We start from the raw sequence: 25,891 nt of genomic DNA, 5'->3' as shown, positions 1-25,891 counted from the left end.
ATACTGCGAAGCCGAAATACCGATGCGCTACGCGTCGCGCTTAAAGCGTAGGACAAAAATGCGCGCCGCTCTAGCCAGCTTGCAGGACAAATCCGCCCGTTTAGTACGACTTTACGTATCGCTCCACATGCGCAGCAGGTTGTGATAACAGCCGACGAGCGTGCGACGCGCGGCATCGTCCGCGTTCGACGCGTTCAGACGCTGGATTGCGCCGTCCATGTCGAACAGCATCGCGCGCTGCGTATCGTCGCGCACGAGGCTTTGCGCCCAGAAGAAGCTCGACACCCGCGCGCCGCGCGTGACGGGCCGCACCTGGTGCAGACTGGTGCCGGGATAAACGATCGCATGACCGGCGGGCAACTTCACTTCCTGGACGCCGAAGGTGTCTTCGATCAGCAGTTCCCCGCCGTCGTATTCGTCGGGAGGCGTGAGGAAGAGCGTGACCGATACGTCCGTGCGTACGCGCGCGCCGCTGCCGGGCACGAGACGAATGGCGCCGTCCACGTGGCTGCCGAAATGCATACCGCCTTCATAGCGGTTGAACAGCGGCGGATAGACCTTGTTCGGCAGCACTGCGCTGATAAAGAGAGGGTGCCGCTCGAGCGCCGCGATGATCCGGTCGCCCATTTCCAGCGCAATTGGCGAGCCTTCCGCGATCTGCTGGTTACGCTTGACTGGCGCGCCCTGATAGCCGGCCGTCGCGCGGCCGTCCACCCACGCGTCCGTCGACGCTTCGAGATGCGCGCGCATGGCGGCGGCGTCGGCGGGGCTGAATACGTCAGGTATCGAGACAATCATGGTTGGACTTTCCTGCGAAACCGCGCGCTTTCCGCTGCCTGACGGAGCGGGAAAGCGCGCGGCGTGAGTGACGTTGGTCGCTCGTTCCGGCGATCAGAAGAACCGGTAGTTTAACGTCGCGAGGAATGTGCGGCCGTTGCCTGGCACCGCGCGTCCGCCGTCCGACGGAATCAGCGCGTCGTAATAGTTCTTGTCCGTGAGATTCAGCACGTTGAACTGGACGTCGTACTTTTTCGCGTGATACGCGGCCATTGCATCCCAACGCGTGTAGCCGCCGACTTTCACGAAGTTGTTGTTCGCGGCATAACGCGACGATGTGTAGATCGGGCCGCCGCCGATTTCCCAATGCGGAGTGAACGCATACGTCGTCCACAGCGTCAGCATGTTGCGCGGCGTGTTCGCTGGCGTCTTGCCGGTCGTGCCGTCTAGCGCCTTCAGGATCGTCGCGTCCATGTACGTGTAGCCGCCGAACACTTGCCACTTGTCGGTGATGTGGCCCGCGAGGCCAAGCTGATAGCCACGCACTCGGACGTCGCCGTCGAGCGTGTAACTGCCGTCGGCATTCAGCGTGCGCGCGTTTGTCTTCTCGATGTTGAAGAGCGATTGGGTGACGGACAGGCCGCCGCCCAGCAGATCCCACTTCGCGCCGACCTCATATGACTTGTTGTGCTCGGGCGGCAGGCTCTGCGTGTTGTTCGTGAGCGTGAGCGCTTCGAGCGACGGATTAAACGACGTACCGTACGACACGTAGTAAGACTGCCAATCGGCCGGCTGCCAGATCACGCCGCCGCGAACGCTCGTGAAGTAGTTTGTTTGCGTGGCGTATGAAGGCGCATTGATGGAGTTATGAATCGACGCTTCGTAGCGGTCCCAGCGAAGGCCGCCCACGATCTTCCAATGTTCGCCGATGGACACCGTGTCGTTCGCGTAGATGCCGACGCCGTTCGCGCTCGACTCCGCAAGGTTCGTCGCGACGGTTTTCGCGTTCGACGGGCGCGTCGTATAAGTCGGGTCGACGAGCGGCACGATAGCGATCGTGTTCGACGGCAGGCCCGGCGTAGTGGTGGCGAAACTCTGATTGCTGTACGTCTCGTGGCTCAGATCGACGCCCGCGACGACATCGTGCTTGATGAAGCCGGTGTTGAACTTGGCCTCGACGTCTGTCGAGTTGTAGACCGAGTGATCGTTGATGTTGCGGTCCTTGCCTTGCAGCTTCACGAACAGTCGCGACGGATCGATCGTCGTGTAGTTGCCGTTGGTCAACGCCGTCGAGGTAGGCAGCGGACCTGTCAGCACCGACGCCGCGTTCGTCGCGCGCGCTTCCGTGCTGTAGTGGCTGAACTGGGTCTGGTTGCGCAGTTTGAGGTTGTCGTTGAAGCGGTGTTCGATGCGGGCGTTCAGCGTCTGCACGTCCTGGATCGTGCGGTCGTCGGTGAAGCCGTAGAACGTGCCGCGATTCACCGGCGCGGGATGACCGTTGAGCGCCGGAATGCCGTAGTCGGGCTGATCGCGGTTGTGCTGGATCAGCGCGGACAGCGTGATTTCCGTGGGCGTGCCGATGCCGAATTTCACTTCGGGTGCGACGCCGTAGTCCTTGCTCTTCATCACGTCGCGCGACGAGCCCAGGCTTTGGCCGAACGCGTTGATCCGGAATGCGGATGTCGATGTGATCGGCGTGTCCAGGTCGACCGTCGTGCGGTAGCGGTCGTGCGTGCCGGCCTGCAGGGAGACATCGGCGCGGGGCTTGAGGGTCGGTTGCTTGCTGACCTGATTGATGACGCCGCCCGTCGAGCCGCGCCCGAAGTACAGGGACGACGGGCCGTACAGCACGTCGATCGATTCGAGGTTGAACGTGTCGCGATAGTACTGGCCACGATCGCGGAAGCCGTCGAGGTAGATGTCGGTGCGCGCCGAAAAGCCGCGCAGGTTGATGTTGTTGCCGATCTGCCCGCCTTCAGCGGCACCGATCGTGATGCCTGGCACATTGCGTAGCGCGTCGGTGAACGAACTTGCGGCCTGCGATTGCAGCACGGCCTTCGGCACCACGACCGCGGCTTGCGGAATGTCGCGCAGCGCGGTCGGCACTTTTGCGCCGACGCTGGAGACGTCAGGCGCGAAGTCCGCGGATCGACTGTTTTGGCCGGTCACCTTGACGGTGGGCAATGTGGCGCTTTCCGCGCTTACGCTCGGCGCAGAGGCGGGCGATCCCGGTTGGGCGCCGGTCGCGGGCGTTGCGGTCGATTGAGCGTAGAGCGGCGTCGCGAACGCGACCAGAACGGCCGCCGCGAGAGGCGTGTTTCGGAACATCGATAACCCTGTCGTTGTCGCTATTTTTCTGATTCGACGGATGCCAGCGCCCGTGCGGCACCGGCAGGCGGTCTGCCTGCCCCGGAAGGTGATGGACCCATCGTCTTGTTCTCAAATGAGAATCAGTATCATTACACGGATGATAATAGTTCGCAATAATTCGTTACGCATTGGAAATTTCTGTGCGGGCGAATTGGGGTTGCGGCGTCGGGCGCGGCGGATGCGATGAGGAGGGCTGGTCGGGAGAAGGCGTGCTTTCCGAGCTTTGGGCGGAGCAAGTGCGAGGCGCTGCCGCGGTCTCTCCGGCGCGCCTCAGCAAACGAAAAAGGCCGGTTAGCTTTCGCTAACCGGCCTTTCAAATTCTTTGGTGGGGCGTGAGTGACTCGAACACTCGACCTACGGATTAAGAGTCCGCTGCTCTACCAACTGAGCTAACGCCCCAACAGAAGCGAAATTATGCAGCATGTTCCACCCATTGCCAAGCCCCCTTTAGCAGATTTCTTAAAAATACCGCTTCGTTCCAATAGAGTCGTCGCTCGCCAAAACGGGCGCCCGCGAGAACGCGCCGCCTTCGGCGTCCCGGTATCATGTCGCGGACACTCGCCGCTTCTGCGCAGCGCGGCTTTCAACGGGGAATTGCCATGGATGACAAAGAGATCACCGAATTGCTCGACCGCGTCCTCGCGCCTTGGGTCCGTTCGCTGACGCTGACTCCCGTGAAGGTCGACGCGGACAGCGCAACGCTTCGCCTGCCTTTTTCAGGCGAGCTGCGCCATTCAGGCGGCGTCATCTGCGGGCAGGTGTTCATGGCGGCGGCCGACACGGCGATGATCGTCGCCATTTCAGCCGCGCTCGGCGGCTTCAAGCCGATGACAACCGTGTCGCTCAACATCAGCTTCATGCGTGCTGTACGCAACGGCGACGTGCTGATCACGGCCCGCGTGCTGCGTCTCGGCCGCAATCTCGTGTTCGGCGAAGTCGAGCTGCTGGACGAGACCGGCAACATGGCCGTTCACGCAACCACGACCTACGCGTTGCTCGCATAAACCGCGCGCCAGACAGCATTAGAGGAAATCGAGATGTTCGACCAGGTTGTGTTCGCGGGCGGCGGCAATCGTTGCTGGTGGCAGGCGGGTTTCTGGGACGTCGTGCAACCGGAATTGCGCATCCGTCCACGCGTGATCGCCGGCATTTCCGCTGGCGCCGCGACCGCGTGCATGCTCTACACGCGCGACTCACAGTGGGTCATGCGCTACTACGAAGACGCGCTACGTCACAATTCACGCAACGCCTATTGGGGCAACCTGCTGCGCGGCGAGTCGGTCTTTCCGCACTACCGCATCTACCGTCAGGCGCTGCTCGACATTTACGGTGAGAAGTTTTCATCGCTCGCGCAAGCGCCGGAAATTCGCATCGGCGTTTCGCATCTGCCGCGCTGGCTGGGCGCGCGCAGCGCGGTGGCGGCCGGCCTGATCGCGTACAACATCGAAAAGTACGTACGCAAGACGCTGCACCCTACGCTCGGTCAGACGCTTGGTTTTCATCCGGAATTCGTGCGCGCGCAAGATTGCGCGACTGTCGAAGATCTGGCGGACCTGATCCTCCAGTCGTCGAGCACGCCGCCTTTCACGCCGGTCTTGCGGCGCAATGGCCGCCCGGTGCTCGACGGCGGCATGGTCGACAACGTGCCCGTCGGCGCGCTCGACGCCGACGCGCCCGGCAACGTACTCGTAATGGTCACGCGTCTCTATCCGCGGCCGCAGATGTTCGTCGTGCCTCACGGCGCGCAACAACGGCTTTACGTGCAGCCCTCGCGCAAAGTGCCCATTTCGAGCTGGGACTACACGAGTCCTTCGCAGATGGTGCATGCATACAACCTCGGCCGCGCTGACGGCGAGATGTTTCTCCAACGCATGCCCGATCTGCTGGAAATCGCCGCTTAACGCCGGCGTCCGCCCTGCAATGCTTCGGGATTTGCCACGCTGGCGGTATCGCCGGCGTCGAAAGCCAGGATGTTCCTGAACGCCGCGCTGAAGTAAAGCTCATAGCTCTCGCGCTCGACATAGCCGATGTGCGGCGTGCAGATCACGTTTTCCATGCGCAGCAGGCTGTAGCCCTGCAGAATCGGCTCGCTTTCATACACGTCGATTGCGACCATGCCCGGACGGTTGTGCGAAAGCGCATTGACCAGCGCGTTCTCGTCGAGCAGTTCGGCGCGGCTCGTGTTCACGAGCAACGCAGTCGGCTTCATGCGCATCAGGTCTTCCTGCTTGACGATGCCGCGCGTGTCGTCGTGCAAACGAAGATGCAGCGACAGCACGTCGCTCTGCTCGAACAGCGCTTCGCGGCTCTCGGCCACGCCATACCCATCCTCGCGAGCGGCTTCACGCGAATGCTCGCGGCCCCAGATCAATACGTTCATGCCGAACGCCTTGCCGTAGCCGGCAACGAGCCGCCCGATCTTGCCGTAACCCCAGATGCCCAGCGTCTGACCGCGCAACACCTGGCCCAATCCAAAATTCGGCGGCAGTGCTGACGTCTTCAGCCCCGACTGCTGCCAGGCTCCTTGCTTAAGGTTCGCCACGTATTGCGGAATGCGCCGCTGCGCCGCCATGATGAGAGCCCACGTGAGTTCCGCGGGCGCGATCGGTGAGCCGCTGCCTTCCAGCACGGCGATGCCGCGCTCCGTACAAGCCGCGAGATCGATGTGATTGGACACCTTGCCCGTCTGACTGATCATGCGCAAACGGGGCAGTTTATCGAGGAGTTGTGAGCTGATGCGAGTGCGTTCCCGAATCAGGACAAGCGCGTCGACCTCCGAGAGACGGCTCGCCAGTTGGCCGAGTCCGCGGACGGTGTTATTGAAAACTTTGACCTCATGGTCGGCCAGCAATTGAAAGCAGTCGAGCTTGCGAACGGCGTCCTGATAATCGTCGAGGATGGCAATCTTCATGGTATGTGTCTGCGTCGCACCACGTTGGTGCGGAACGGAATGTTATGCTGACTGTCCCATCATGTGACCCAGGTCACATGGCGGTCTGGCTGATTGCCTTACCGTAGAAGCTGCCGCATAGAACGACAGCGTGACGGCAAGGCCGATTCACATCGTTTTTAACAGTTTGTTGCGTGTTGAGGCAAGCCGCTTTACAGACGGTTGCATCGCCTGTCCAGCGCGTATCGGCCCAACAGACTGTGTTGAAGCCCGTGATGACCTGCGCAATTGCGCGTCGGTTCGTAGAACTGGCGCAACCAATTAAATGCCTCTCGCATGCAGCATCGCCGGGCTTGTACCGTTTTCCTATTCACTACAAACGGAGACAAGTCGATGAATCATCCATCATTCGAAGGACAACCCACAGTCAAAGCGTCAGTAGAAGCGCCCGCGTGGGTCAAACATCGAAAACTGATCGACTGGGTTCAGCGCGTTGCCGCTATGACCAAGCCGGACAACATCGTCTGGTGCGACGGATCGCAGGAAGAGTATGACCGGCTGTGCGCACAGATGGTCGAAGCCGGCACGCTCAGAAAGCTCAATCCCGCTAAACGTCCGAACTCATACCTCGCATGGTCCGATCCCTCCGACGTCGCGCGTGTCGAAGATCGCACGTTCATTTGCGCGCAACGTCCGGAAGACGCGGGACCGACTAACAACTGGGTCGCGCCGCAAGAAATGCGCGAAACGCTCGACGGCCTGTTCGACGGCGCGATGCGTGGCCGCACCATGTACGTGGTTCCGTTCTCCATGGGCCCGCTGGGTTCGCCGATCGCGCATATCGGCGTCGAATTGAGCGACAGCCCGTATGTGGTCACCAACATGCGCATCATGACGCGCATGGGCCGCAAGGTGTACGACGTGCTCGGCGAAGACGGCGAGTTCGTGCCGTGCGTGCATTCGGTGGGCGCGCCGCTCGAGGCAGGCGCGAAAGACGTGCCCTGGCCGTGCAATCCGACCAAGTACATCGTCCATTTTCCCGAAACACGCGAAATCTGGAGTTATGGCTCCGGCTACGGCGGCAACGCGTTGCTGGGCAAGAAGTGCTTTGCGCTGCGCATTGCATCGACAATGGGCCGCGACGAAGGCTGGCTTGCCGAGCACATGCTGATTCTCGGCGTGACTTCACCCGAGGGGCGCAAACATCACGTGGCGGCGGCGTTTCCGTCGGCGTGCGGCAAGACCAACTTCGCGATGCTGATTCCGCCGGAAGGGCTGAACGGCTGGAAAATTTCCACCATCGGCGACGATATCGCGTGGATCAAACCGGGCAAGGACGGCCGCCTGTACGCGATCAATCCGGAGGCAGGCTACTTCGGCGTGGCCCCCGGCACGAGTGAAAAGACCAACTTCAACGCAATGGCTACGTTGAAGGAAAACGTGATTTTCACCAACGTAGCGCTCACCGACGACGGCGACGTCTGGTGGGAAGGCATGACCGACGAACCGCCCGCGCACCTGATCGACTGGCAAGGCAAAGACTGGACGCCGGCGAGCGCGAAGGAGAGCGGGCGCAAGGCGGCGCATCCCAATGCGCGCTTCACGGCGCCGGCGTCGCAATGTCCGTCTATCGACGCGGACTGGGAAAACCCGGCTGGCGTGCCGATCGACGCGTTCATCTTCGGTGGCCGCCGGTCGACCACAGTGCCGCTCGTCACGGAGGCGCGCAACTGGGTCGAGGGCGTCTACATGGCGGCGACCATGGGCTCTGAGACCACCGCCGCAGCCGCCGGGCAGCAGGGCGTCGTGCGGCGCGATCCATTCGCGATGCTGCCGTTCTGCGGCTACAACATGAGCGAGTATTTCGGGCATTGGCTGAAGACAGGCGAGCGCTTGCAGCAGATCAACGCGAAGCTGCCGAAAATCTTCTGCGTCAACTGGTTCCGCAAGGGTGCCGACGGCAAGTTCGTCTGGCCGGGCTTCGGCGAAAACATGCGCGTGCTTGGCTGGATGGTCGGCCGCATCGAGGGCACCGCGCAGGGCGAGGAGCATGCGTTTGGCACGTCGCCGCGGTACGAAGACGTCGACTGGAGCGGTTTGGACTTCAGCCGCGAGCAGTTCGAGCAGGTCATCTCCGTCGACGACGCAGCCTGGCGCGCTGAACTCGCGCTCCATGCCGAACTCTTCGACACGTTGCAGCAAGGCTTGCCGCCCGCACTGACGCAAGCCAAAACCCAGCTGGAAAGCAAACTGGCCGCCTAGCCATGTGAGTGGTCACTACCAACTGGAAGCCGCCTCGGGCGGCTTTTTAGCATTTTGGCCGTGTTGCGTGCGAAGCGGCGACGCGCAAACCGGACCACAGCCAAGTCGTGTCTATTCGCACAACGGCCTGTCCCAAGCTGCGCCGCAGCACGTTTGTTTCCGTTTGCGGAACAATCGACACTCGCGCCCCACATTAGGGCGCACAGTCGCACGAAAATTGACGAAATTTCCGCTTTTGCGGGCAACTTCTGCACGATTGCGCGAGTCGTAGGAGAATCCCTAGTTCGCTTCCACTGGTTATCACCAATTGTCAGGAAGCCGTAACACGGCAGGAGTTGTCATATGGACCATTTGCAGTCGATGCGAGTTTTCGTCAAGGTGGCGGATCTCGGCAGTTTTGCCCGCGCCGCGAGCGCGATGGATATTTCCAACGCAGTTGCCACCCGTCACGTTGCCGACCTGGAGGGGCGTCTAGGCACGCGGCTGCTCAACAGAACAACTCGCAGCTTGTCCCTGACCGAGTCCGGTCAGGTTTATCTCGAGCGCGCGCGCCAGATTCTCGATGAACTAGAAGACGTCGAGCAGATGGTGGTCGCGCGAAATCACGAGCCCGTCGGCACCTTGAGGATCGTCGCGCCGGTCGTGTTCGGCTTGCACAATCTGGCTCCGGTGCTGCAGACGTACGCGGAGCGGTATCCGAAAGTGATTCCCGACGTGACGCTGGTGGACCGTCAGGTCGATCTGGTGGAAGAAGGCTTCGACGTGGGTGTCGTCATTGCCCGGCAAATGCGCAGCGCGAGCATTGTCACGCGGCGTCTGACCACGGGCTGCATGACCGTGTGTGCAACGCCAGCGTATCTGGAAAAGCACGGCACGCCCACGCGTCCCGAGCATTTGCTGGAGCATCCGTGCCTGAGCCTGCCGTCAGAATATTGGGGCGACGAGCGCGTATTTACGGGCCCGGAAGGCGAAGTGCGCGTGCGTCCGTCGAACGTGATCGTGGCAAACAATACGGAGATGCTGCGTCAGTTTGCGCTGCTCGGCATGGGCATCGCGATTCTGCCGAGTTATCTGATCGGCCGCGACATGACGCGCGGCAGGCTGGTGCGCTTGCTCGGCGACTACCGTTTGCCACAAGTCGAGATTAACATCGCTTATCCGAGCCGCCGTCACTTGCCCGCGAAGGTGCGCACGTTCATCGATCACCTGGTCGAGCATTTCAGCCAGACGCCGAACAGCCTGCTCGGCGAACAGTGGATCAAAGACGGCGTCGGGCGGCCGGCATCGCAGACGTCATTCGAAGCGGCGGATTCGGCCATGCCGCCCGAAGCTTTTGACGGCGCCGAGCCGCTGTCGCGTCTGCTGGACAGCGAATTGTCACCGGTGCCCAAGACGTTGGCGAAGACGTCGAACCGCACGCGGCTCTCGGCGTTGACTCCGCTGTAAAGGCGTCGTTCGAGAGTCCAGGCCGCGCAGTACAAGCGCGTTGGGCAGGGCGAAAAAAAAGCGCGGTCACCTTTGGTGATCGCGCTTTTTTATCGTCAACTTGAGATCGGGCAGGCAGCGGCGCAGGGGCCGTGCACGCCCGCCTTGTCGCTCGATCAGGAGCCCGTCTTACGAGCCGCCGTCTTTTTGGCTGGCGCCTTCTTTGCCGCAGCGGTTTTGGTTGCCGGCGCTTTCTTCGCCGCGGCCTTTTTCGCCGCCGGCGCTGCCTTCACCGCGACCGTGGCGTCGCCTTCGTCCGACTCGAGCTCTGCTCCAGCCTTTGCGGCTGACTTCGCCGCGGCGGTCTTCGCCGCCGTCTTGGCTGAGGGCTCTTTCTTCTCGAATTCGAAGCCGATTTTGCCGTCGTTCTGCTTGACGAGGAACGCCTTGAAGTTACGGCCGGTGCGCGACGACTTGAAATTGGTCAGCAGGTCGGTGCGGCCTTCTTCGAGCAGCTTCGCCATCTGCTCGCGGGCGATCTCCTGCTGCAGGATCACCTTGCCCGAGCGGAAGTCGCACGTTTTCGGGCTCGCGACCGAGTTCTCGCAGACGTAGCTCATGCCGTGCTCGAACACACGGCCCTTGCACTTAGGACATGCGCCCACCGATTCCTGGTCGGAGAAGTCAGGCGGTTCGCCGTCTTCGCCGCCCGCGTCCTGACCGAAGTCGAACTCGAGCTTGTAGTTCTTGATCTCGTCGTCGAGTGAAAGCTTGAGGATCGCCGAGAACGGACGGCCCATCTTGCTGCGGAAACCCGACAGCGGACCGATCGTCTTGTTCTTCAGCAGTTCCTCGACTTCCTCGATCTCGAACTGGCGGCCGCCGGGGATTTTCGAAATCGAGAATTCGCACTTCGAGCACGCGAAGCGACGGTAATTCTCCTTCACCTGACCGCCGCAGTGCGGACACGGCGTTTGCAACGTCGCGTAATCGCCGGGGATCGTGTCTGAATCGTATTCTTTCGCGCGCTTGACGATGGTCTGCGTCATGCGGGCAATTTCCTGCATGAACGCGTCGCGCGGCAGGTTGCCGCGTTCCATTTGCGACAGCTTGTATTCCCACTCGCCCGTGAGCTCCGGCGCGGTCAATTCCTTCACACCGAGCCCGCGCAGCAGCGTCATCAACTGGAATGCCTTCGCGGTCGGAATCAGATCGCGACCTTCGCGAATCAGATACTTCTCACCAAGCAGACCTTCGATGATGGCGGCGCGCGTGGCCGGCGTACCCAGCCCCTTTGCGGCCATCGCCTCGCGCAACTCGTCGTCTTCCACGAGCTTGCCCGCGCCTTCCATTGCGGACAGCAACGTGGCTTCGTTGTAGCGCGCAGGCGGTTTCGTCACGAGTTGCTGGGCGGCGATCTTGTCGGTCTTGACCTTCTCGTCCTTCTGCACCGGCACGAGGTTGGCATCTTCACCGCTGATTTCGCGACCGTACACCTGCAACCAGCCCGGCTCGACGAGCACTTTGCCTTCGGTTTTGAAGTGATGCCCGACCACTTCGGTAATGCGGGTGGTTACTTTGAATTCCGCTGCCGGGAAGAACACCGACAGGAAGCGCTTCACCACCAGATCGTAGAGCTTCTGTTCCGGCTCTGACAGATTCTTCGGCGCCTGCAGCGTGGGGATGATTGCGAAGTGGTCGCTGATCTTCGAGTTATCGAAGATGCGCTTGTTCGGCTTCACCCAGCCCTTATCGAGCACCTGCTTGGCAAACGGGAGATAGTTGTTGCTCTCCTTGAGCATGCCGAGCGTCTGCTTGACCGTATCCATATAGTCTTCGGGCAGCGCGCGCGCGTCGGTCCGCGGATAGGTCAGCACCTTGTGCTTTTCGTACAGCGCCTGCGCGAGGCCCAGCGTGTTCTTGGCCGAGAAGCCGAAGCGGCCGTTCGCTTCGCGCTGCAAGCTGGTGAGGTCGAAGAGCGCCGGCGACAACTGCGTGGACGGCTTCGATTCCTCGCTCACCGTACCGATCTGGCCGCGACATGCGGCGACGATCGTCTCGGCTGCGGGCAGCGCCCACAGACGCGAGTCGCGCTTTTCCGGATCAAACTCGTCGCGCTTGAACTTCGGGTCGAACCAGCGGCCCTCGTAGAAACCGGCCGCGCAGACGAACTCCGCTTTCACTTCCCGATAGTCTCGCGGCACGAAGCGGCGAATTTTCTCTTCGCGTTCGACGACGATAGACAACGTTGGCGTTTGTACTCGACCGACCGTGGTCAGGAAGAAGCCGCCGCCCTTGCTGTTGAACGCGGTCATCGCACGAGTGCCGTTGATGCCGACGAGCCAGTCGGCTTCCGAGCGGCAGCGTGCGGCGTCGGCGAGCGGCTGCATTTCTTCGTCGCTGCGCAGACGTGCGAAGCCGTCGCGGATGGCGGCCGGCGTCATGGATTGCAGCCACAGACGCTGAACCGGCTGTTTCGCTTTCGCATGTTGCGCGATGAGGCGGAAAATCAGTTCACCCTCGCGCCCCGCGTCGCATGCGTTGATGAGGCGGTCGATATCCTTGCGCTTGAGCAGCTTGGTCAGCACCTTCAGGCGCGACTCGCTCTTGGCGATCGGATTCAGATCGAAATGCGGCGGAATGACGGGCAGGTTGGCGAAGCTCCACTTGCCGCGTTTGACTTCGTACTCGTCGGGCGCGGCGATTTCCAGCAGGTGACCCACTGCCGAAGAGAGCACGTACTCGTCGCTCTCGTAGTATTCGTCATGCTTGGTAAAACCGCCCAAAGCGCGCGCGATGTCGTTCGCGACGGAAGGCTTTTCGGCGATGATCAGTGCTTTGGACATGACTCGATGTGAGGTTGGTATATCCGGGTTGGTGGCCTTGAGCGCGCCCTTCTGGCGCGACCCTCGTTTGCGACCTTGCGACCCATTAACGACCGCTTTATAGCACACGGCGCGAACGCGGCGTGTCAACTGCCATAAAAGCGCGCCATCAAAATTGCGCGCCTGGCAACTGGCCAGGCAGCGTCAAACATGCTCCGCGCGGGCCGCAATGCCTACGCCGTAACGGCGCCTACAGGCGGCCGATCGCTCTCAGGCGACGGTCAGCGCGGGCCGCAATTTCGGCGCGCCGCTCACGCCTGGCAAGGCGGTCAAATCCAACAACATCCGCTCCACGATCGCTGCCTGCGGCAAAACGGTGCCGAAGAATCGTGTCGTTACTGAGTCTTCGATCAGGATGGTGGGAAAATTCTCGACATCCAGATCGTCGAAGCGATCGGCATGCGTTTCGATGTCGATCCATGCGAAACAGATTTCCGGATGCCGCTCGGCCAGCTTGTCGAACGCCTCCTGATACTCGCGACAGGTCCCGCACCATTGCGCACACAGGCAGGCAACGAACAGCGTGTCGGGCTCGTTGACGCGCTCGGCGATCCGGTCTTGGTCGGTGTCGAGATTCAGCGCGGGCATGGTGGTTCCTCAGGTGCTTTGTCGGATGCTTTGGCGCGAATGTAGCATGGCCGATCCCGGAGAGTGGTCAAGCTGGGTCAAAGCAGTTCGCGGCGGTCCGGCCTTGGCTTGCGCGGGTGTAACGCCCGCCGGGCAGCGCGCTGACCTCGCCGGCCAGTTCCAGCTGCAGCAACGTCGTTTGTAGTAGGGCGTAATCCATTTCGGTGCGCGTGGCCAGTATTTCAAGGGGCGTTGGGGCGTAGCCGAGGGCGGCGAGCAGTCGCTGGGCGTCCGGGTCCCGACAGGCGGTCATGTCCGATGCCCGCGCCGGTGCCACCGTCAGCGTCGACTCTTCACCCTGCGCACGAGCGGTTGCCGCACTGTCGGGTGCAGCGGAGCAGGCTGCCTGTGTCGCCGCCCTTTCCCGCCGGGCGCTTGCCCGAACGGGCGTGGTTATCGCGAAGCCCAATTCCTCCAGAACCTCGTCTGGCGTCTCCACGAGCTTCGCCCCCTGCTTGATCATGCGATGGCATCCGCGCGACAGCGGCGCGTGGATCGAGCCCGGCAGCGCGAAGATATCGCGGCCCATTTCGTTCGCGAGGCGCGCCGTGATGAGCGAGCCCGAACGCATGGCCGCCTCCACGATCAGCACACCGCTGACGAGTCCTGCGATCAGCCGGTTGCGCTGCGGAAAGTTGGCGGCGCGCGCGGGCGTGCCGAGCGGCCATTCCGACAGAATGGCGCCTTGCATCGCGATTTGCCGGGCGAGAGCGTGGTGCGCAGCCGGATAGACGAGATCGGCGCCCGTGCCGATCACGGCGACGGTGCTGCCGACGCCCTCGAGCGCGCCCCGATGAGCTGCACCGTCAATGCCTTGCGCCAGCCCCGACACGACGGTGACGCCCGCCGCCGCGAACGTCCGCGCGAACCGTTCGGCGTCTTCCATGCCTTGCGGCGTGGCGCTGCGGCTGCCGACCAGCGCGACGGCTCGTGTATGCAACAGGTCCAGCCGGCCCTTTATATATAGCAACGGAGGTGGATCGGGCATGGTGAGGAGCGCCGGCGGATAGGCCGGGTCGTCAAGCGTAACCAGATGGTTGCCCGGCAGCTCCCGCCATGCGATTACCGCGTCGAGCTGAGCGTCGAATTCAGGGCCGGTGGGAGCCAGGGCGGCGCGTGCCGCAGCCTCGCCGGCGATCGCGGCGAGCGTTTCATGGTCCTGCTGGAGAATTGCTTCCGGCAGCCCGAAGGCGCTCAGCAGCAGGCGCAGCGCCGCGGGTTTGAGCCCCGCGGCGAGAGAAAGCCGCAGCCACGCGGCGAGTTCGATATGGGTTGCAGGCAAGGTGTGCATTGCGGGGCGATCCTCGTGCAGGGCCAGCGGGCAGACGGGCGCCATGCTAAAATTTTCATCATCCGAAATAACTGCGGCGCCGCGCCCACCCGCGCGGGCTCGTCGTTTGGCGCATCTGGCGCGTTGAATCGAACCGGTTCGACACCATCTATCGTGTGCGTATTGCGACGGGCCGACAACCTGGCCGAATGGCCAACGTGAGCCCTCACACGGCTGGCGGCGCCGAAAAATCACATTCGAAATCATGGCTTTACTGAACATTCTCAATTACCCGGACAAGCGCCTGCACAAGGTCGCGAAGCCGGTCGAACAGGTCAACGACAGCATCCGCCGTCTTGTCGCGGACATGGCCGAGACCATGTATGCCGCGCCCGGCGTTGGCCTTGCGGCCACCCAGGTGGACGTGCACGAGCGCGTGATCGTGATCGACGTGTCGGATGCGCACGATCAACTGCTCGCCTTCATCAATCCGGAAATCGTCTGGTCCAGCAACGAGAAAAAGCTGTCGGAAGAAGGTTGTCTGTCGGTGCCGGGCATTTACGACAACGTCGAGCGCGCCGAGAAAGTGCGCGTGCGCGCCCTGAACGAAAAGGGCGAAACCTTCGAAATGGACTGCGAGGGTTTGCTCGCCGTGTGCATCCAGCACGAAATGGATCACCTGATGGGCCGCGTGTTCGTCGAGTATTTGTCGCCGCTGAAGCAGACGCGCATCAAGAGCAAGATGAAAAAGCTCGCCCACGCAATGTAATGCGCGTTCATTCCGCTTCCTGCTTCTGCCCCTGCTCATGAGCCATTCGTTGCGCGTTGTTTTTGCCGGTACGCCGGAATTTGCGTCGGCCGCGCTGGCCGCAATTCACGACGCCGGTTTTCCGGTACCGCTCGTGCTGACGCAGCCCGACCGCCCGGCCGGGCGCGGCATGAAACTGCAGGCGAGCCCGGTCAAGCGCTACGCCGAAGAACATGGGCTGGCCGTCGCGCAACCGCCTTCGCTGCGCCGGGAAGGGAAATACCCAGCCGAGGCCGAAGCCGCCATCAACCTCCTGCGCGCCACGCCGCACGACGTGATGGCGGTTGCAGCCTACGGCCTGATCCTGCCGCAGGAAGTGCTCGATATCGCGCCGCTTGGCTGCATCAACATTCACGCGTCGCTGTTGCCGCGCTGGCGCGGCGCCGCGCCGATCCATCGCGCGATCGAAGCGGGCGACGCTGAAACCGGCATCACGCTGATGCAAATGGATGCCGGTCTCGACACCGGCGCCATGATCTCCGAGGTGCGCACGCCGATTTCCGCGAACGAGACAACCGCTACGTTGCACGACCGCCTCGCCGAACACGGCGCGAAGCTGATAGTCGCGGCGCTCGTCGAACTGGAGCGCAATGGCAAGCTGACCTCGACGCCGCAACCCGCCGAGGGCGTGACGTACGCCGAAAAGATCGGCAAGCACGAGGCCGCGCTCGACTGGCGCCGCCCGGCTTCGGTGCTCGCGCGCCAAGTGCGCGCGTTCGATCCCTTTCCGGGCAGCGTGGCGACGCTCGAAGACGGCACGTCGATCAAGATCTGGGCGGCGGCGGCCGAACCCACGCAAGCCGGGGATGCGCCCGGCACGATCACCAGCGTTTCGCCCGACGGGGTCGTCGTGACCTGTGGCGACGGCGCGCTGCGTCTCACGCAACTGCAGAAGCCCGGCGGCAAACGTCTGCCGGTACGCGAATTCCTGGCCGGCTTCGCGCTGGCTGCGGGGCATCGTTTTCAGCTTCCCGAAGCAAAGTAGCACCAGTCGGCGGCGCCTGAACATCGTCCGTTTGGCCGATGCTCAACGGCCCCGCCCGACAGTCGCCGCGCGTTAAAATCCTCTATGCAAACGCTCATGTTCCGAGGATCCTCATGTTCGGCATCACCCATTTCGAATTCTTCGTCGTCGCGGTCTTCCTGCTGAACGTGACGCCCGGGCCTGACACGGCTTATATCGTCGGGCGTAGCGTCGCGCAGGGCCGCGGCGCGGGGCTTATGTCGGCGCTGGGCATTTCGGCGGGGTGCTGCGTCCATTCGCTAGCTTGCGCGTTCGGCTTGACTGCGCTGCTCGCCGCGTCGGCCACGGCGTTCACCGTCATCAAGTTTGTCGGTGCGATTTATCTGATTTATCTCGGCGTGCGCCTTATCTTCGCGAAACCTGCCGAAGACGAGGCCCGCGGCGAAGCGCGCGGGGCGGGTGCTCCAAAGTCGCTGCGCCAGCTGTTCCTGCAAGGCTTCTGGACAAACGTACTGAACCCAAAGGTCGTGCTTTTCTTTGTCTCTTTCTTTCCGCAGTTCGTTACTGCCGGCACGGATCACAAGGCGCTCGCATTTCTCACGCTCGGCGCCGTCTTCGTCGTGATGAGCATGCTGTGGAACAGCTTCGTCGCCTGGATCGCCGGCATCGTGACGCGGCGTTTCTCCGGCAAGCCGTCGGTGAAGAAGTGGCTGGACCGCGGCGTCGGCAGCGCCTTTGTCGGCCTGGGAATCAAGCTCGCCACCGCATCGAGATGATTGAATTTTCCGCGCGCGCCTATATCTAACAGTTAGCTTACAATCAGGCGCCGCGACGATGCGGCATGGAAATGAACCCCGCGTTAGGGCAAGGAGTTGCAGACATGTTCAATTGGGTCAAAACCGCGATGTTGATGGCCGCGATCACGGCCCTTTTCATCGTGATCGGCGGAATGATAGGCGGCACGCGCGGCATGACGATCGCGCTCGTCATCGCTCTCGGCATGAATTTCTTTTCGTACTGGTTTTCGGACAAGATGGTGCTGCGCATGTACAACGCGCAGGAAGTCGACGAAACCAGCGCGCCGCAGTTCTACCGCATGGTGCGCGAGCTTTCCACGCGCGCAGGCTTGCCGATGCCGCGCGTGTATCTGATCAACGAAGACGCGCCTAACGCGTTCGCCACCGGCCGCAATCCGGAGCATGCAGCGGTTGCCGCGACCACCGGCATTCTGCGCGTGCTGTCCGAGCGCGAAATGCGCGGTGTGATGGCACACGAACTGTCGCACGTGAAGCACCGCGACATTCTGATTTCGACAATTTCGGCCACTATGGCCGGCGCGATTTCCGCGCTCGCGAACTTTGCTATGTTCTTCGGCGGCCGCGACGAAAACGGGCGTCCCACGAACCCGATCGCCAGCATTGCGGTCGCACTGCTCGCGCCAATTGCCGGTGCGCTGATCCAGATGGCGATCTCGCGTGCGCGCGAATTCGAAGCGGATCGTGGCGGCGCGCAGATTTCCGGCGATCCGCAAGCGCTGGCTTCGGCGCTCGACAAGATTCATCGTTATGCGAGCGGCATTCCGTTTCCGGCAGCCGAGCAGCATCCGGCCACTGCGCAGATGATGATCATGAATCCGCTGGCCGGCGGCGGCATCGCGAATCTGTTTTCAACGCACCCGGCCACAGAAGAGCGCATCGCGCGCTTGATGGAAATGGCCCGAACCGGGCGCTTCGAATAACGGCGATGCGCAGTGCATGACCAAAGGCGAGTCTTCTGACTCGCCTTTTTAATTTGGTGACAGCGCGCGCTTCCGCGGCCGCCGCGCGTGCGGGGGCCGTTAGCCGCGCCACGCTACAATGTGTGTTCATTGTGTCGCGCGTACCGCACGGCCTGCCTTTGCCTTCCCATGAATCTAAAGCCTTCTTCGCGTTCTGCTTCTTCGTCGGCGCGTCCGCGCGAATCCCGTTTGTCCGTGCTGCACCTTGCGCCGGAATCGCTCGGCTTTGCGCTCGACTGCGCAGCGCAAGCGATTGGCGCTGTCCGCCTCGGGGCGGCTTTGCCGGCCGCGCTGCAATCTGTCTTCGTGTCTGCGCCCGAGGGTAGTGCGGCCGCCGCGCGCGGCGCGGTGCAGGACATCGCCTATCGCACGATGCGCCGTCTCGGGACTGCCGAATGGTTGATCGCAAAGCTCGTCAAAAAGGCGCCGCCGCCGCACGTCGGTCATGTGCTTGCCTGCGCGATCGCGCTTCTGATCGACGACGAAGCCAGCGCAGCCTACACGCCGTTCACGGTGGTCGACCAGGCAGTGAGCGCGATCTCGGCGCGTCGCGAATTCTCGTTCGCGAAGGGGCTTGTCAACGCCGTGCTGCGCAACTTCCTGCGCGAACGCGAGGCGCTGCTCGAAGCGGCGCAAACAGATGAAGTCGCGCGCTGGAACTATCCGTCATGGTGGATCGATGCGGTAAGACGCGCATGGCCGGACGCGTGGCAGGACGTGCTCGCAGCCGGCAACACGCAAGGTCCGTTGACGCTGCGTGTGAACGCCCGTCATTCGACGGTTGATGCGTATCTGCAGGTTCTCGAGCAGCATCATATTGCCGCGAGCAAAGCCGGCGAATACGCGGTGAAGCTCGTCACGCCCATGCCCGTCGACCGCATTCCCGGCTTTAGCGAAGGCGTGGTCTCGGTGCAGGACGCAGGCGCTCAACTCGCCGCGCAGTTGCTCGGCGTGCGTGACGGCATGCGCGTGCTCGACGCCTGCGCGGCGCCCGGCGGCAAGACCGGGCATCTGCTGGAACTGGCGAACCTGCAACTGGTCGCGCTCGAAAGCGATGCGACGCGCGCCCGGCGCATCGGCGAAAATTTGCAGCGCCTGAAGCTCCAGGCGGAAGTGCGTATTGGCGACGCGGGCACGCCGTCGAAATGGCACGACGACATCGATCAGCCGTTCGACCGCATTCTCGCCGACGTGCCGTGCTCGGCGTCGGGCATCGTCCGGCGTCATCCGGATATTCGCTGGTTGCGCCGCGCCTCCGATATTCCCGCGCTCGTCGACGAACAGCGGCGCATTCTCGACGCGCTGTGGCCGCTCGTGAAGCCAGGCGGTGAATTGCTCTACGTTACGTGCTCGATCTTTCCCGAAGAAGGCGAGTTGCAGGCGCAGTGGTTTGGAAACAAGCACCAGGATGCGGTACGATTGGACGCGCCGGGGCAACTTTTACCTACGGTCGCCCGCGCGCCCGCCGACACATCGGCCGGTTCCCATGCCGGAGAATTCGCTGACATCAGCGCCGGCGCGAACTCAGACCACGACGGATTTTTCTACGCGCGCTTTCAGAAACGGTGACCATCAAACGCTTCTTCCCGCTTCGGCTCGCTGCCGTGCTTTGGGTCGCGCTGGCCGTCTGGCTTGTCGCGCCCGGCGCGGCGTACGCCGACTCGATTGCCGTGCAGCGCGCTTCGCTGCAGGCCGACAACACCGGTTGGAGCCTGGACGCGCGTTTCGACTTCGAGTTGAACAGCAATCTCGAAGACGCCGTGAATAAGGGCATCCCGTTGTATTTCACAACCGACTTCGAGTTGAGCCGGCCGCGCTGGTACTGGTTCGACGAGCAGCCGGTGAACGTGTCGCAAAGCCTTCGCCTGTCGTTTCAGCCGCTCACGCGCGAATATCGCGTGTCCAGCGTGTCGTCGGGCGGTTTGCAACTCGGCTTCACCACGCTAAAGGATGCGCTCGCGGTCATCAAGCACGTGACGTCGTGGCACGTGATCGACCGCAACGAAGTGCATGCCGGCGAGACGTACAACGCGTCCGTGCGTATGCAACTCGACATCGCCTTGATGCCCAAGCCGTTCCAGATCGACGCGGTCAACAACCGCGACTGGAATCTCGCTTCCGAATGGAAGCGCTTTACTTTTACGGTGACCGAACGTGCTAAATAAAGTGCGCTCCGCCACCAGTGTCAGCAGCATCGTCGTGCGCGTGCTGGTTTCCACCGTCGCCGTGACGGCTGTGTTGCTGCTCGTGCTGCTCGCGGCGGCAAGCGCGAACACCGAATTCTTCGACCGCTATTACCAGTGGCTTTACGCCGCGAATCTCGTGGTCGCGATGATCTTTCTGCTGGTGGTGGCGACGCTCGTCATCATCATCATTGCGCGATTACGAAAGGGTAAGTTCGGCACGCGGCTTCTCGCAAAACTCGCGTTCTTCATGGCGCTGGTCGGCGTGGTGCCGGGTGGCATCATTTATGTGGTCTCGTATCAGTTCGTGTCGCGCAGTATCGAGTCGTGGTTCGACGTGAATGTCGAAACCGCGCTCACGTCCGGTCTGAACCTCGGGCGCGGCATGCTCGACGCGTCGCTGTCCGATCTGCAAACCAAGGGCCGTCTGATGTCCGAGCAGCTCGCGAGCGCCGACGCCGCGGGTACGACGCTCACGCTGCTGCGTCTGCGCGACCAGTTCGGCGTGCAGGACGCGACAATCGTCGAGCCCACGCGCAGCATGTCCGGCGCAACGCCCGACATGCATGTGGTCGCGCAGGCATCCAGCAATTACGCGTCGCTCGTACCGAACGATTTGCCTACGCCGCTAATGCTCGACCAGGCGCGCGGACGCGGCTACGCGGCAATAGAAGGCGAAGTCGACGGCGATCCTCGCGCTCACGGCAGCAAGGGCGCGCTGCGACTGCGCGTCGTGCAGCGTATTCCCGACTCGAATGCGTCGCTGTTGCAGCCCACTGAACGCTTCCTGCAACTCACACAGCCAGTGTCGCAATCGCTCGCACGCAACGCCGATGCTGTGCAACGCGCGTATCGCGAGTATCAGGAAAAAGCGCTCGGACGAACCGGCTTGCGCAAGATGTATATCGGCACGCTGACGCTCGCGCTCTTTCTCGCCACGTTCATCGCGATGATGCTCGCGCTCGCGCTCGGCAATCAGCTCGCGCGGCCGCTGTTCCTGCTCGCGCAGGGCACGAAGGAAATCACCGAGGGTGACTACACGCCGAAGCGCGAAATCAAATCGCGCGACGAGCTCGGCTTTCTCACCCAGTCGTTCAACGCAATGACGCGGCAGTTGTCCGAGGCACGCGCGGCCGTCGAGAATAATCGCATCGCACTCGAGCATTCGAAGGCGTATCTGGAAAGTATTCTCGCGAACCTCACTGCGGGCGTGTTCGTGTTCGACCGCCAGTTCCGGCTCACCACCGCGAATCGTGGCGCCGAGCGCATCTTCCGTCAGCAGTTCCAGGAGGTGCTGGGCTCGGCGCTCGAACAGATCGGCGTGCTCAGCGAATTCGGCGGCATGGTGCGCAAGGCGTTTGCCGATCGCGAAGCGGCAAGCGGCGACGGTCACGACGACGGCGGCCACTGGCAGCAGCAGTTCTCGGTTCAGGTGGCCGGCGAAAGCGAGCCCCTCACATTACTCGTGCGCGGTGCGCGACTCGTGTCGGCGACCGATCGCGACGCTCAGGACATGCAGACGTCGGGCTATGTCGTGGTATTCGACGACATCTCAGACGTCATTTCCGCGCAGCGTTCCATTGCATGGGGCGAGGTCGCGCGGCGGCTCGCGCATGAGATCAAGAATCCGCTTACGCCGATCCAACTCTCGGCCGAACGTCTGCAGATGAAGCTCGCCGACAAGCTGTCGCCGTCGGACGCAGATGTGCTCAAGCGCGGCGCGACCACAATCGTGAACCAGGTCGCGGCGATGAAGCAGATGGTCGACAATTTCCGGGACTACGCACGCACGCCTCCCGCCGTGCTGGCGCATCTGCAATTAAACGATCTCGTGACCGAAGTGCTGACGCTGTATGGCATCGAGGAAGGCAAGGGCGCGATTCATGTCGAACTCTCCGCGCTGCCCGCGATTCGTGGCGACGCAACGCAATTGCGCCAGGTGATTCACAACCTGCTGCAGAATGCGCAGGACGCGGTGGCAGAGATCGAGCACCCACGTGTGGTGCTCGAGACGAGGACAGTAGAATACGGAGACCCCGACGCGGAAGGCAAGGCACGCGTCGCGGTACGTCTGACAGTGTCGGATAACGGACCGGGCTTCCCAACGCGTATCCTCACCCGTGCATTCGAGCCTTACGTCACGACCAAGGCGAAAGGCACGGGCCTGGGTCTTGCGATGGTCAAGAAGATCGTCGACGAACATGGCGCGCGCATCGACATTCGAAACCGCCTGAAAGCGGGCGATGTCATCGAAGGCGCGCAAATTTCGATTCTCTTCCTTCAACTGGCAGACGACGCCGCGGCTCCCGAAGCGGGACCGCGTCCTGCGCACGGCAGTACGTCGCAGGGAAAGACAAAAGCAACAGTGCAGACAAAGGCAGCGTAAATGGCAACCATCCTGGTGGTAGATGATGAAATGGGCATCCGGGAATTGCTCTCGGAGATCCTGAGCGACGAGGGGCATGTCGTGGAGGCAGCGGAAAACGCGCAGCAGGCGCGCGAATTCCGTTTGCGTCAGGCGCCGGACCTGGTGCTGCTCGACATCTGGATGCCCGATACCGACGGCGTGACGCTGCTCAAGGAATGGGCTGCGCAAGGGCAGCTCACGATGCCGGTAATCATGATGTCAGGCCACGCGACGATCGACACCGCAGTCGAAGCGACGAAGATCGGCGCGCTGAATTTCCTCGAGAAGCCGATCGCGTTACAGAAGTTGCTGAAGGCCGTGGAGCAAGGCCTCGCTCGCGGCACTGCGGCAGTAGCGCCGGGCGGCACCGCCGCCAAATTGACGTCGCCGATGAATTCTTCGGCGGTGGCTTCGGCGGCGGCATTGCCAATGCTCTCCTCGGCCGATGGGTTGGGCAGCGGCGTGCTCGCGGCGCAGACGGCATCCATCTCGTTCGACATCCCGCTGCGCGATGCGCGCGATGCATTCGAGCGCGCGTACTTCGAGTATCACCTCGCGCGCGAGAACGGCAGCATGACGCGTGTCGCGGAAAAGACGGGCCTGGAGCGCACGCACTTGTATCGCAAGCTCAAACAGCTTGGCGTCGATCTCGGGAAGAACAAAGGCGAGTGAGCCCCGCGTTACGCGCGCGGATTTCACCTCCACAGATTTTTTCGGGAAGGGGCTTGCCCAGCGAATGACCCTTTGATATCATTTCGTTCTTCGTTGGCCCGGTAGCTCAGTTGGTAGAGCAGCGGATTGAAAATCCGCGTGTCGATGGTTCGATTCCGTCCCAGGCCACCAGGATTCAGCCCCAGGAAATCGCAAGATTCCTGGGGCTTTTCCTTTTGCGGTGAGCTTTCGTTGCTTCGGTGCTCGCCGGTAGTACGTCGGGGCGCGCCGGGCGAGGTTCGGCATCGCGTGATAAAATCGCGCCAGTTCAAGCACTTGCATGCGAGTGCGTCGCCCGCCGAATTCGTTCAAGGGCCCGCGGCCGAGCCGCGATCCGCACCGAACCCCTCGCCCGACGATCAACGGTATAAGCGCCCAGCGACTTTGCAGGCCGAAGGCGCGGCCTATACTGCTTTGGGCCGGCAGCAGTGCCGGCTCGCGTCGCGCCGCGTTGCTTGCATGGCGCACCTCGCGCAGCGCGACGCGGCACTCATCATTCACGGAGTTTCACGGTGATCCGCAAAGACGCTAAACGTAGCGCTCTGGTGCTGTTTTCCGGCGGCCAGGATTCCGCCACGTGCCTCGCATGGGCACTTGAACGTTATGAAACGGTTGAGACGCTCGGCTTCGACTATGGTCAGCGGCACCGCGTCGAACTTGAATGCCGCGAAGGCTTCCGCAATGCAGTAGTGCGTACGTTCCCGGCGTGGAGCGAGCGCCTCGGCGACGATCACATGATCGATCTATCTGTGCTCGGCGCAATCAGCGACACGGCCATGACGCGCGAGATCGAAATCGAGGCCACGGCCAACGGTTTGCCGAATACGTTCGTGCCGGGCCGCAATCTGATGTTCATGACGATCGCGGCGGCCATCGCTTATCGGCGTGGTTTGCAGGTGTTGGTTGGCGGAATGTGCGAGACGGATTTTTCGGGCTATCCCGATTGCCGGGACGACACCATGAAGGCTTTGCAGGTCGCGCTGAATCTCGGTATGGACACGCGGCTCCTGCTCGAAACTCCGCTGATGTGGCTCGACAAGGCGGATACGTGGCGCCTCGCGCATGAGCTAGGTGGCGACGAACTGGTGGAACTGGTGCGCATAGAGACGCATACCTGTTATGTCGGCGAGCGCGCGGAATTGCACGCATGGGGCTTCGGCTGCGGCGAATGCCCGGCCTGCCGCTTGCGTAAGCGTGGTTACGAAGCCTATCTCGCCGGTGAAAAGGTAACCGAGCCGGTGTGAAAAGCCTCGCCACAGCGGGGCTCCAGCAGTCGTTTTTAGGTACACAAGTACAAATCTAGGCAGAAGGCAGCATGACGTACGCGGTCAAGGAAATCTTCTATACGTTGCAAGGCGAGGGCGCGAATGCCGGGCGTCCGGCTGTGTTTTGCCGCTTCGCCGGCTGCAATCTGTGGTCGGGCCGCGAGGAAGACCGCGCCGACGCCGTCTGCCGGTTCTGCGACACGGACTTCGTAGGCACGGACGGTGAGAACGGCGGCAAGTACCGCACGGCCGAAGACCTCGTGCAGATGATCGCGTCGCAATGGCCCGAAGGCGAGGGTCAACGCTTTGTCGTGTGCACAGGCGGCGAGCCGATGTTGCAGATCGACCAGCCGCTGGTAGACGCGCTGCATGCGGCCGGATTTGAAATGGCGATCGAAACCAACGGCTCGTTGCCGGTGCTCGAGACGATCGACTGGATCTGCGTGAGCCCGAAGGCGGACGCGCCGCTCGTCGTCACGAAAGGCAACGAACTGAAGGTCGTGATCCCGCAGGACAACCAGCGCCTGTCCGACTACGCGAAGCTCGACTTCGAGTATTTCCTCGTCCAGCCAATGGACGGCCCGTCGCGCGACATCAACACCAAGCTCGCGATCGACTGGTGCAAACGCCATCCGCAATGGCGCCTGTCGATGCAGACCCACAAGTATCTGAATATTCCCTGATTTGCCGTGCTGACGATTACACGAAAACTCGAATTCGACGCGGGTCACCGCATTCCCGATCACCGCAGCCAGTGCCGTAATCTGCACGGCCATCGCTATGTGATCGAAATCACGCTGCAAGGCGATCTGGTCGACACGGAGGGCGCGCCCGACCGCGGCATGGTGATGGACTTCGCCGACGTCAAGTCGCTCGCCGTCGAGCATCTCGTCGACAAGTGGGATCACGCGTTCCTCGTCTACGAAGGCGATACGCAAGTGCGCGGCTTCCTCGAGACAATGGCGGGCCACAAGACCGTGGTGCTCGACCGCATCCCGACCGTGGAAAACCTCGCGGCGGTAGCGTTCGACATTCTTGCGAACGTTTATGACGCGCACTATGGCGTGAATCTGCGCCTCCACAAGCTGCGTCTGTACGAGACGCCGAATTGTTGGGCCGACGTGGTTCGCGACTAATCCTCACACGCGTTACGCGGGCCAACCGCCGCGTTATTGTCACGGTATGATCGCTCCGATAACCACACGGAGCGAGACATGCCGGTCACCGCAATGCGTTGCAGCAGCCAAACGAGCCGTCCGCGTTCGAGCCT

General features: G+C 62.3%; 21 protein-coding genes and 2 tRNA genes. 16 read left to right on the top strand and 7 right to left on the bottom strand.

All coding sequences use genetic code 11. From position 1 onward, the window contains the following. Positions 1–111: 111 nt before the first annotated feature. The 3 genes from J2W46_RS17985 to J2W46_RS17975 form a co-directional block, all read right to left on the bottom strand. Positions 112–798: a Fe2+-dependent dioxygenase gene (locus J2W46_RS17985; RefSeq protein ID WP_110405274.1), complete on the bottom strand. Its 687-nt coding sequence runs from the start codon at positions 796–798 to the stop codon at positions 112–114. Positions 799–891: 93 nt separating this feature from the next. Beyond that, on the bottom strand, positions 892–3,105 hold the full coding sequence (locus J2W46_RS17980; RefSeq protein ID WP_131315954.1) for a TonB-dependent receptor: 2,214 nt from the start codon (positions 3,103–3,105) through the stop codon (positions 892–894). 365 nt (positions 3,106–3,470) lie between these two features. Beyond that, positions 3,471–3,546 (bottom strand) — tRNA-Lys (locus J2W46_RS17975). A gap of 200 nt (positions 3,547–3,746) precedes the next feature. Here J2W46_RS17975 and J2W46_RS17970 point away from each other — a divergent pair. Both J2W46_RS17970 and J2W46_RS17965 read left to right on the top strand, forming a co-directional pair. Then, positions 3,747–4,151, top strand: coding sequence for a PaaI family thioesterase (locus tag J2W46_RS17970; RefSeq protein ID WP_020067285.1), 405 nt, complete (start codon positions 3,747–3,749; stop codon positions 4,149–4,151). 33 nt (positions 4,152–4,184) lie between these two features. After that, positions 4,185–5,048, top strand: coding sequence for a patatin-like phospholipase family protein (locus J2W46_RS17965; RefSeq protein ID WP_310355336.1), 864 nt, complete (start codon positions 4,185–4,187; stop codon positions 5,046–5,048). Here the strand turns inward: J2W46_RS17965 and J2W46_RS17960 are convergent. Then, complete coding sequence (locus tag J2W46_RS17960; RefSeq protein ID WP_128594027.1) at positions 5,045–6,058, bottom strand: D-2-hydroxyacid dehydrogenase family protein; 1,014 nt, start codon at positions 6,056–6,058, stop codon at positions 5,045–5,047. The two genes, J2W46_RS17965 and J2W46_RS17960, sit on opposite strands and share 4 nt — an antisense overlap. Positions 6,059–6,430: 372 nt before the next feature. On the opposite strand from J2W46_RS17960, the gene J2W46_RS17955 reads away from it, so the two are divergent. Beyond that, positions 6,431–8,299, top strand: coding sequence for a phosphoenolpyruvate carboxykinase (GTP) (locus tag J2W46_RS17955; protein WP_204522624.1), 1,869 nt, complete (start codon positions 6,431–6,433; stop codon positions 8,297–8,299). Positions 8,300–8,641: 342 nt separating this feature from the next. After that, on the top strand, positions 8,642–9,745 hold the full coding sequence (locus tag J2W46_RS17950; RefSeq protein WP_310355335.1) for a LysR family transcriptional regulator: 1,104 nt from the start codon (positions 8,642–8,644) through the stop codon (positions 9,743–9,745). 155 nt (positions 9,746–9,900) lie between these two features. Here the strand turns inward: J2W46_RS17950 and J2W46_RS17945 are convergent, their stop codons facing one another. The 3 genes from J2W46_RS17945 to dprA form a co-directional block, all read right to left on the bottom strand. Beyond that, positions 9,901–12,570 carry a DNA topoisomerase III gene (locus J2W46_RS17945; protein ID WP_310355334.1) on the bottom strand — a complete coding sequence of 890 codons (2,670 nt, stop codon included), beginning with the start codon at positions 12,568–12,570 and terminating at the stop codon, positions 9,901–9,903. Positions 12,571–12,819: 249 nt separating this feature from the next. Further along, a complete protein-coding gene (locus tag J2W46_RS17940; protein WP_288826897.1) occupies positions 12,820–13,197 on the bottom strand; it encodes a thioredoxin family protein in 378 nt (125 codons plus the stop codon). A 67-nt stretch (positions 13,198–13,264) separates the two neighbouring features. Then, positions 13,265–14,527 (bottom strand): DNA-processing protein DprA, encoded by a 1,263-nt coding sequence (gene dprA, locus J2W46_RS17935; RefSeq protein WP_310355333.1) that lies wholly within the window; start codon positions 14,525–14,527, stop codon positions 13,265–13,267. A gap of 244 nt (positions 14,528–14,771) precedes the next feature. Between dprA and def the strand changes: the two genes are divergently transcribed. The 12 genes from def (at position 14,772) to queD (ending at position 25,757) form a co-directional block, all read left to right on the top strand. Further along, positions 14,772–15,275 carry a peptide deformylase gene (def, locus tag J2W46_RS17930; RefSeq protein WP_310355332.1) on the top strand — a complete coding sequence of 168 codons (504 nt, stop codon included), beginning with the start codon at positions 14,772–14,774 and terminating at the stop codon, positions 15,273–15,275. 37 nt (positions 15,276–15,312) lie between these two features. After that, positions 15,313–16,299 (top strand): methionyl-tRNA formyltransferase, encoded by a 987-nt coding sequence (gene fmt / locus J2W46_RS17925; RefSeq protein ID WP_310355331.1) that lies wholly within the window; start codon positions 15,313–15,315, stop codon positions 16,297–16,299. Positions 16,300–16,412: 113 nt separating this feature from the next. Beyond that, complete coding sequence (locus J2W46_RS17920) at positions 16,413–17,054, top strand: LysE family translocator (protein ID WP_310355330.1); 642 nt, start codon at positions 16,413–16,415, stop codon at positions 17,052–17,054. A gap of 104 nt (positions 17,055–17,158) precedes the next feature. Then, positions 17,159–18,016: a zinc metalloprotease HtpX gene (htpX, locus tag J2W46_RS17915; RefSeq protein WP_020067274.1), complete on the top strand. Its 858-nt coding sequence runs from the start codon at positions 17,159–17,161 to the stop codon at positions 18,014–18,016. Positions 18,017–18,184: 168 nt separating this feature from the next. Then, on the top strand, positions 18,185–19,624 hold the full coding sequence (rsmB, locus tag J2W46_RS17910) for a 16S rRNA (cytosine(967)-C(5))-methyltransferase RsmB (protein ID WP_310355329.1): 1,440 nt from the start codon (positions 18,185–18,187) through the stop codon (positions 19,622–19,624). Further along, a complete protein-coding gene (locus tag J2W46_RS17905) occupies positions 19,621–20,220 on the top strand; it encodes a DUF4390 domain-containing protein (RefSeq protein WP_020067272.1) in 600 nt (199 codons plus the stop codon). The genes rsmB and J2W46_RS17905 overlap by 4 nt, the downstream gene beginning before the upstream one ends. Further along, positions 20,210–22,624: a sensor histidine kinase gene (locus J2W46_RS17900; protein ID WP_204522629.1), complete on the top strand. Its 2,415-nt coding sequence runs from the start codon at positions 20,210–20,212 to the stop codon at positions 22,622–22,624. Before J2W46_RS17905 ends, J2W46_RS17900 begins: the two co-directional genes overlap by 11 nt. Next, positions 22,625–23,317: a response regulator transcription factor EsaR gene (esaR, locus tag J2W46_RS17895; RefSeq protein WP_027776814.1), complete on the top strand. Its 693-nt coding sequence runs from the start codon at positions 22,625–22,627 to the stop codon at positions 23,315–23,317. A gap of 95 nt (positions 23,318–23,412) precedes the next feature. Beyond that, positions 23,413–23,488: transfer RNA gene (locus J2W46_RS17890), tRNA-Phe, on the top strand. A 380-nt stretch (positions 23,489–23,868) separates the two neighbouring features. Then, a complete protein-coding gene (gene queC, locus J2W46_RS17885; protein WP_027776813.1) occupies positions 23,869–24,600 on the top strand; it encodes a 7-cyano-7-deazaguanine synthase QueC in 732 nt (243 codons plus the stop codon). A 71-nt stretch (positions 24,601–24,671) separates the two neighbouring features. Continuing rightward, positions 24,672–25,304, top strand: a complete 633-nt coding sequence (queE, locus tag J2W46_RS17880) for a 7-carboxy-7-deazaguanine synthase (protein ID WP_310355328.1) — start codon at positions 24,672–24,674, stop codon at positions 25,302–25,304. Positions 25,305–25,313: 9 nt separating this feature from the next. Continuing rightward, entirely contained in the window at positions 25,314–25,757 is a 444-nt protein-coding gene (gene queD / locus J2W46_RS17875) for a 6-carboxytetrahydropterin synthase QueD (RefSeq protein ID WP_027776811.1), read from the top strand. The last annotated feature ends 134 nt before the right edge of the window (positions 25,758–25,891 follow it).

Origin of the sequence: Paraburkholderia strydomiana, from assembly GCF_031456815.1 — a bacterium.
Lineage (GTDB): Bacteria > Pseudomonadota > Gammaproteobacteria > Burkholderiales > Burkholderiaceae > Paraburkholderia > Paraburkholderia caledonica.
This window is presented reverse-complemented; position numbering and strand designations above follow the sequence as displayed.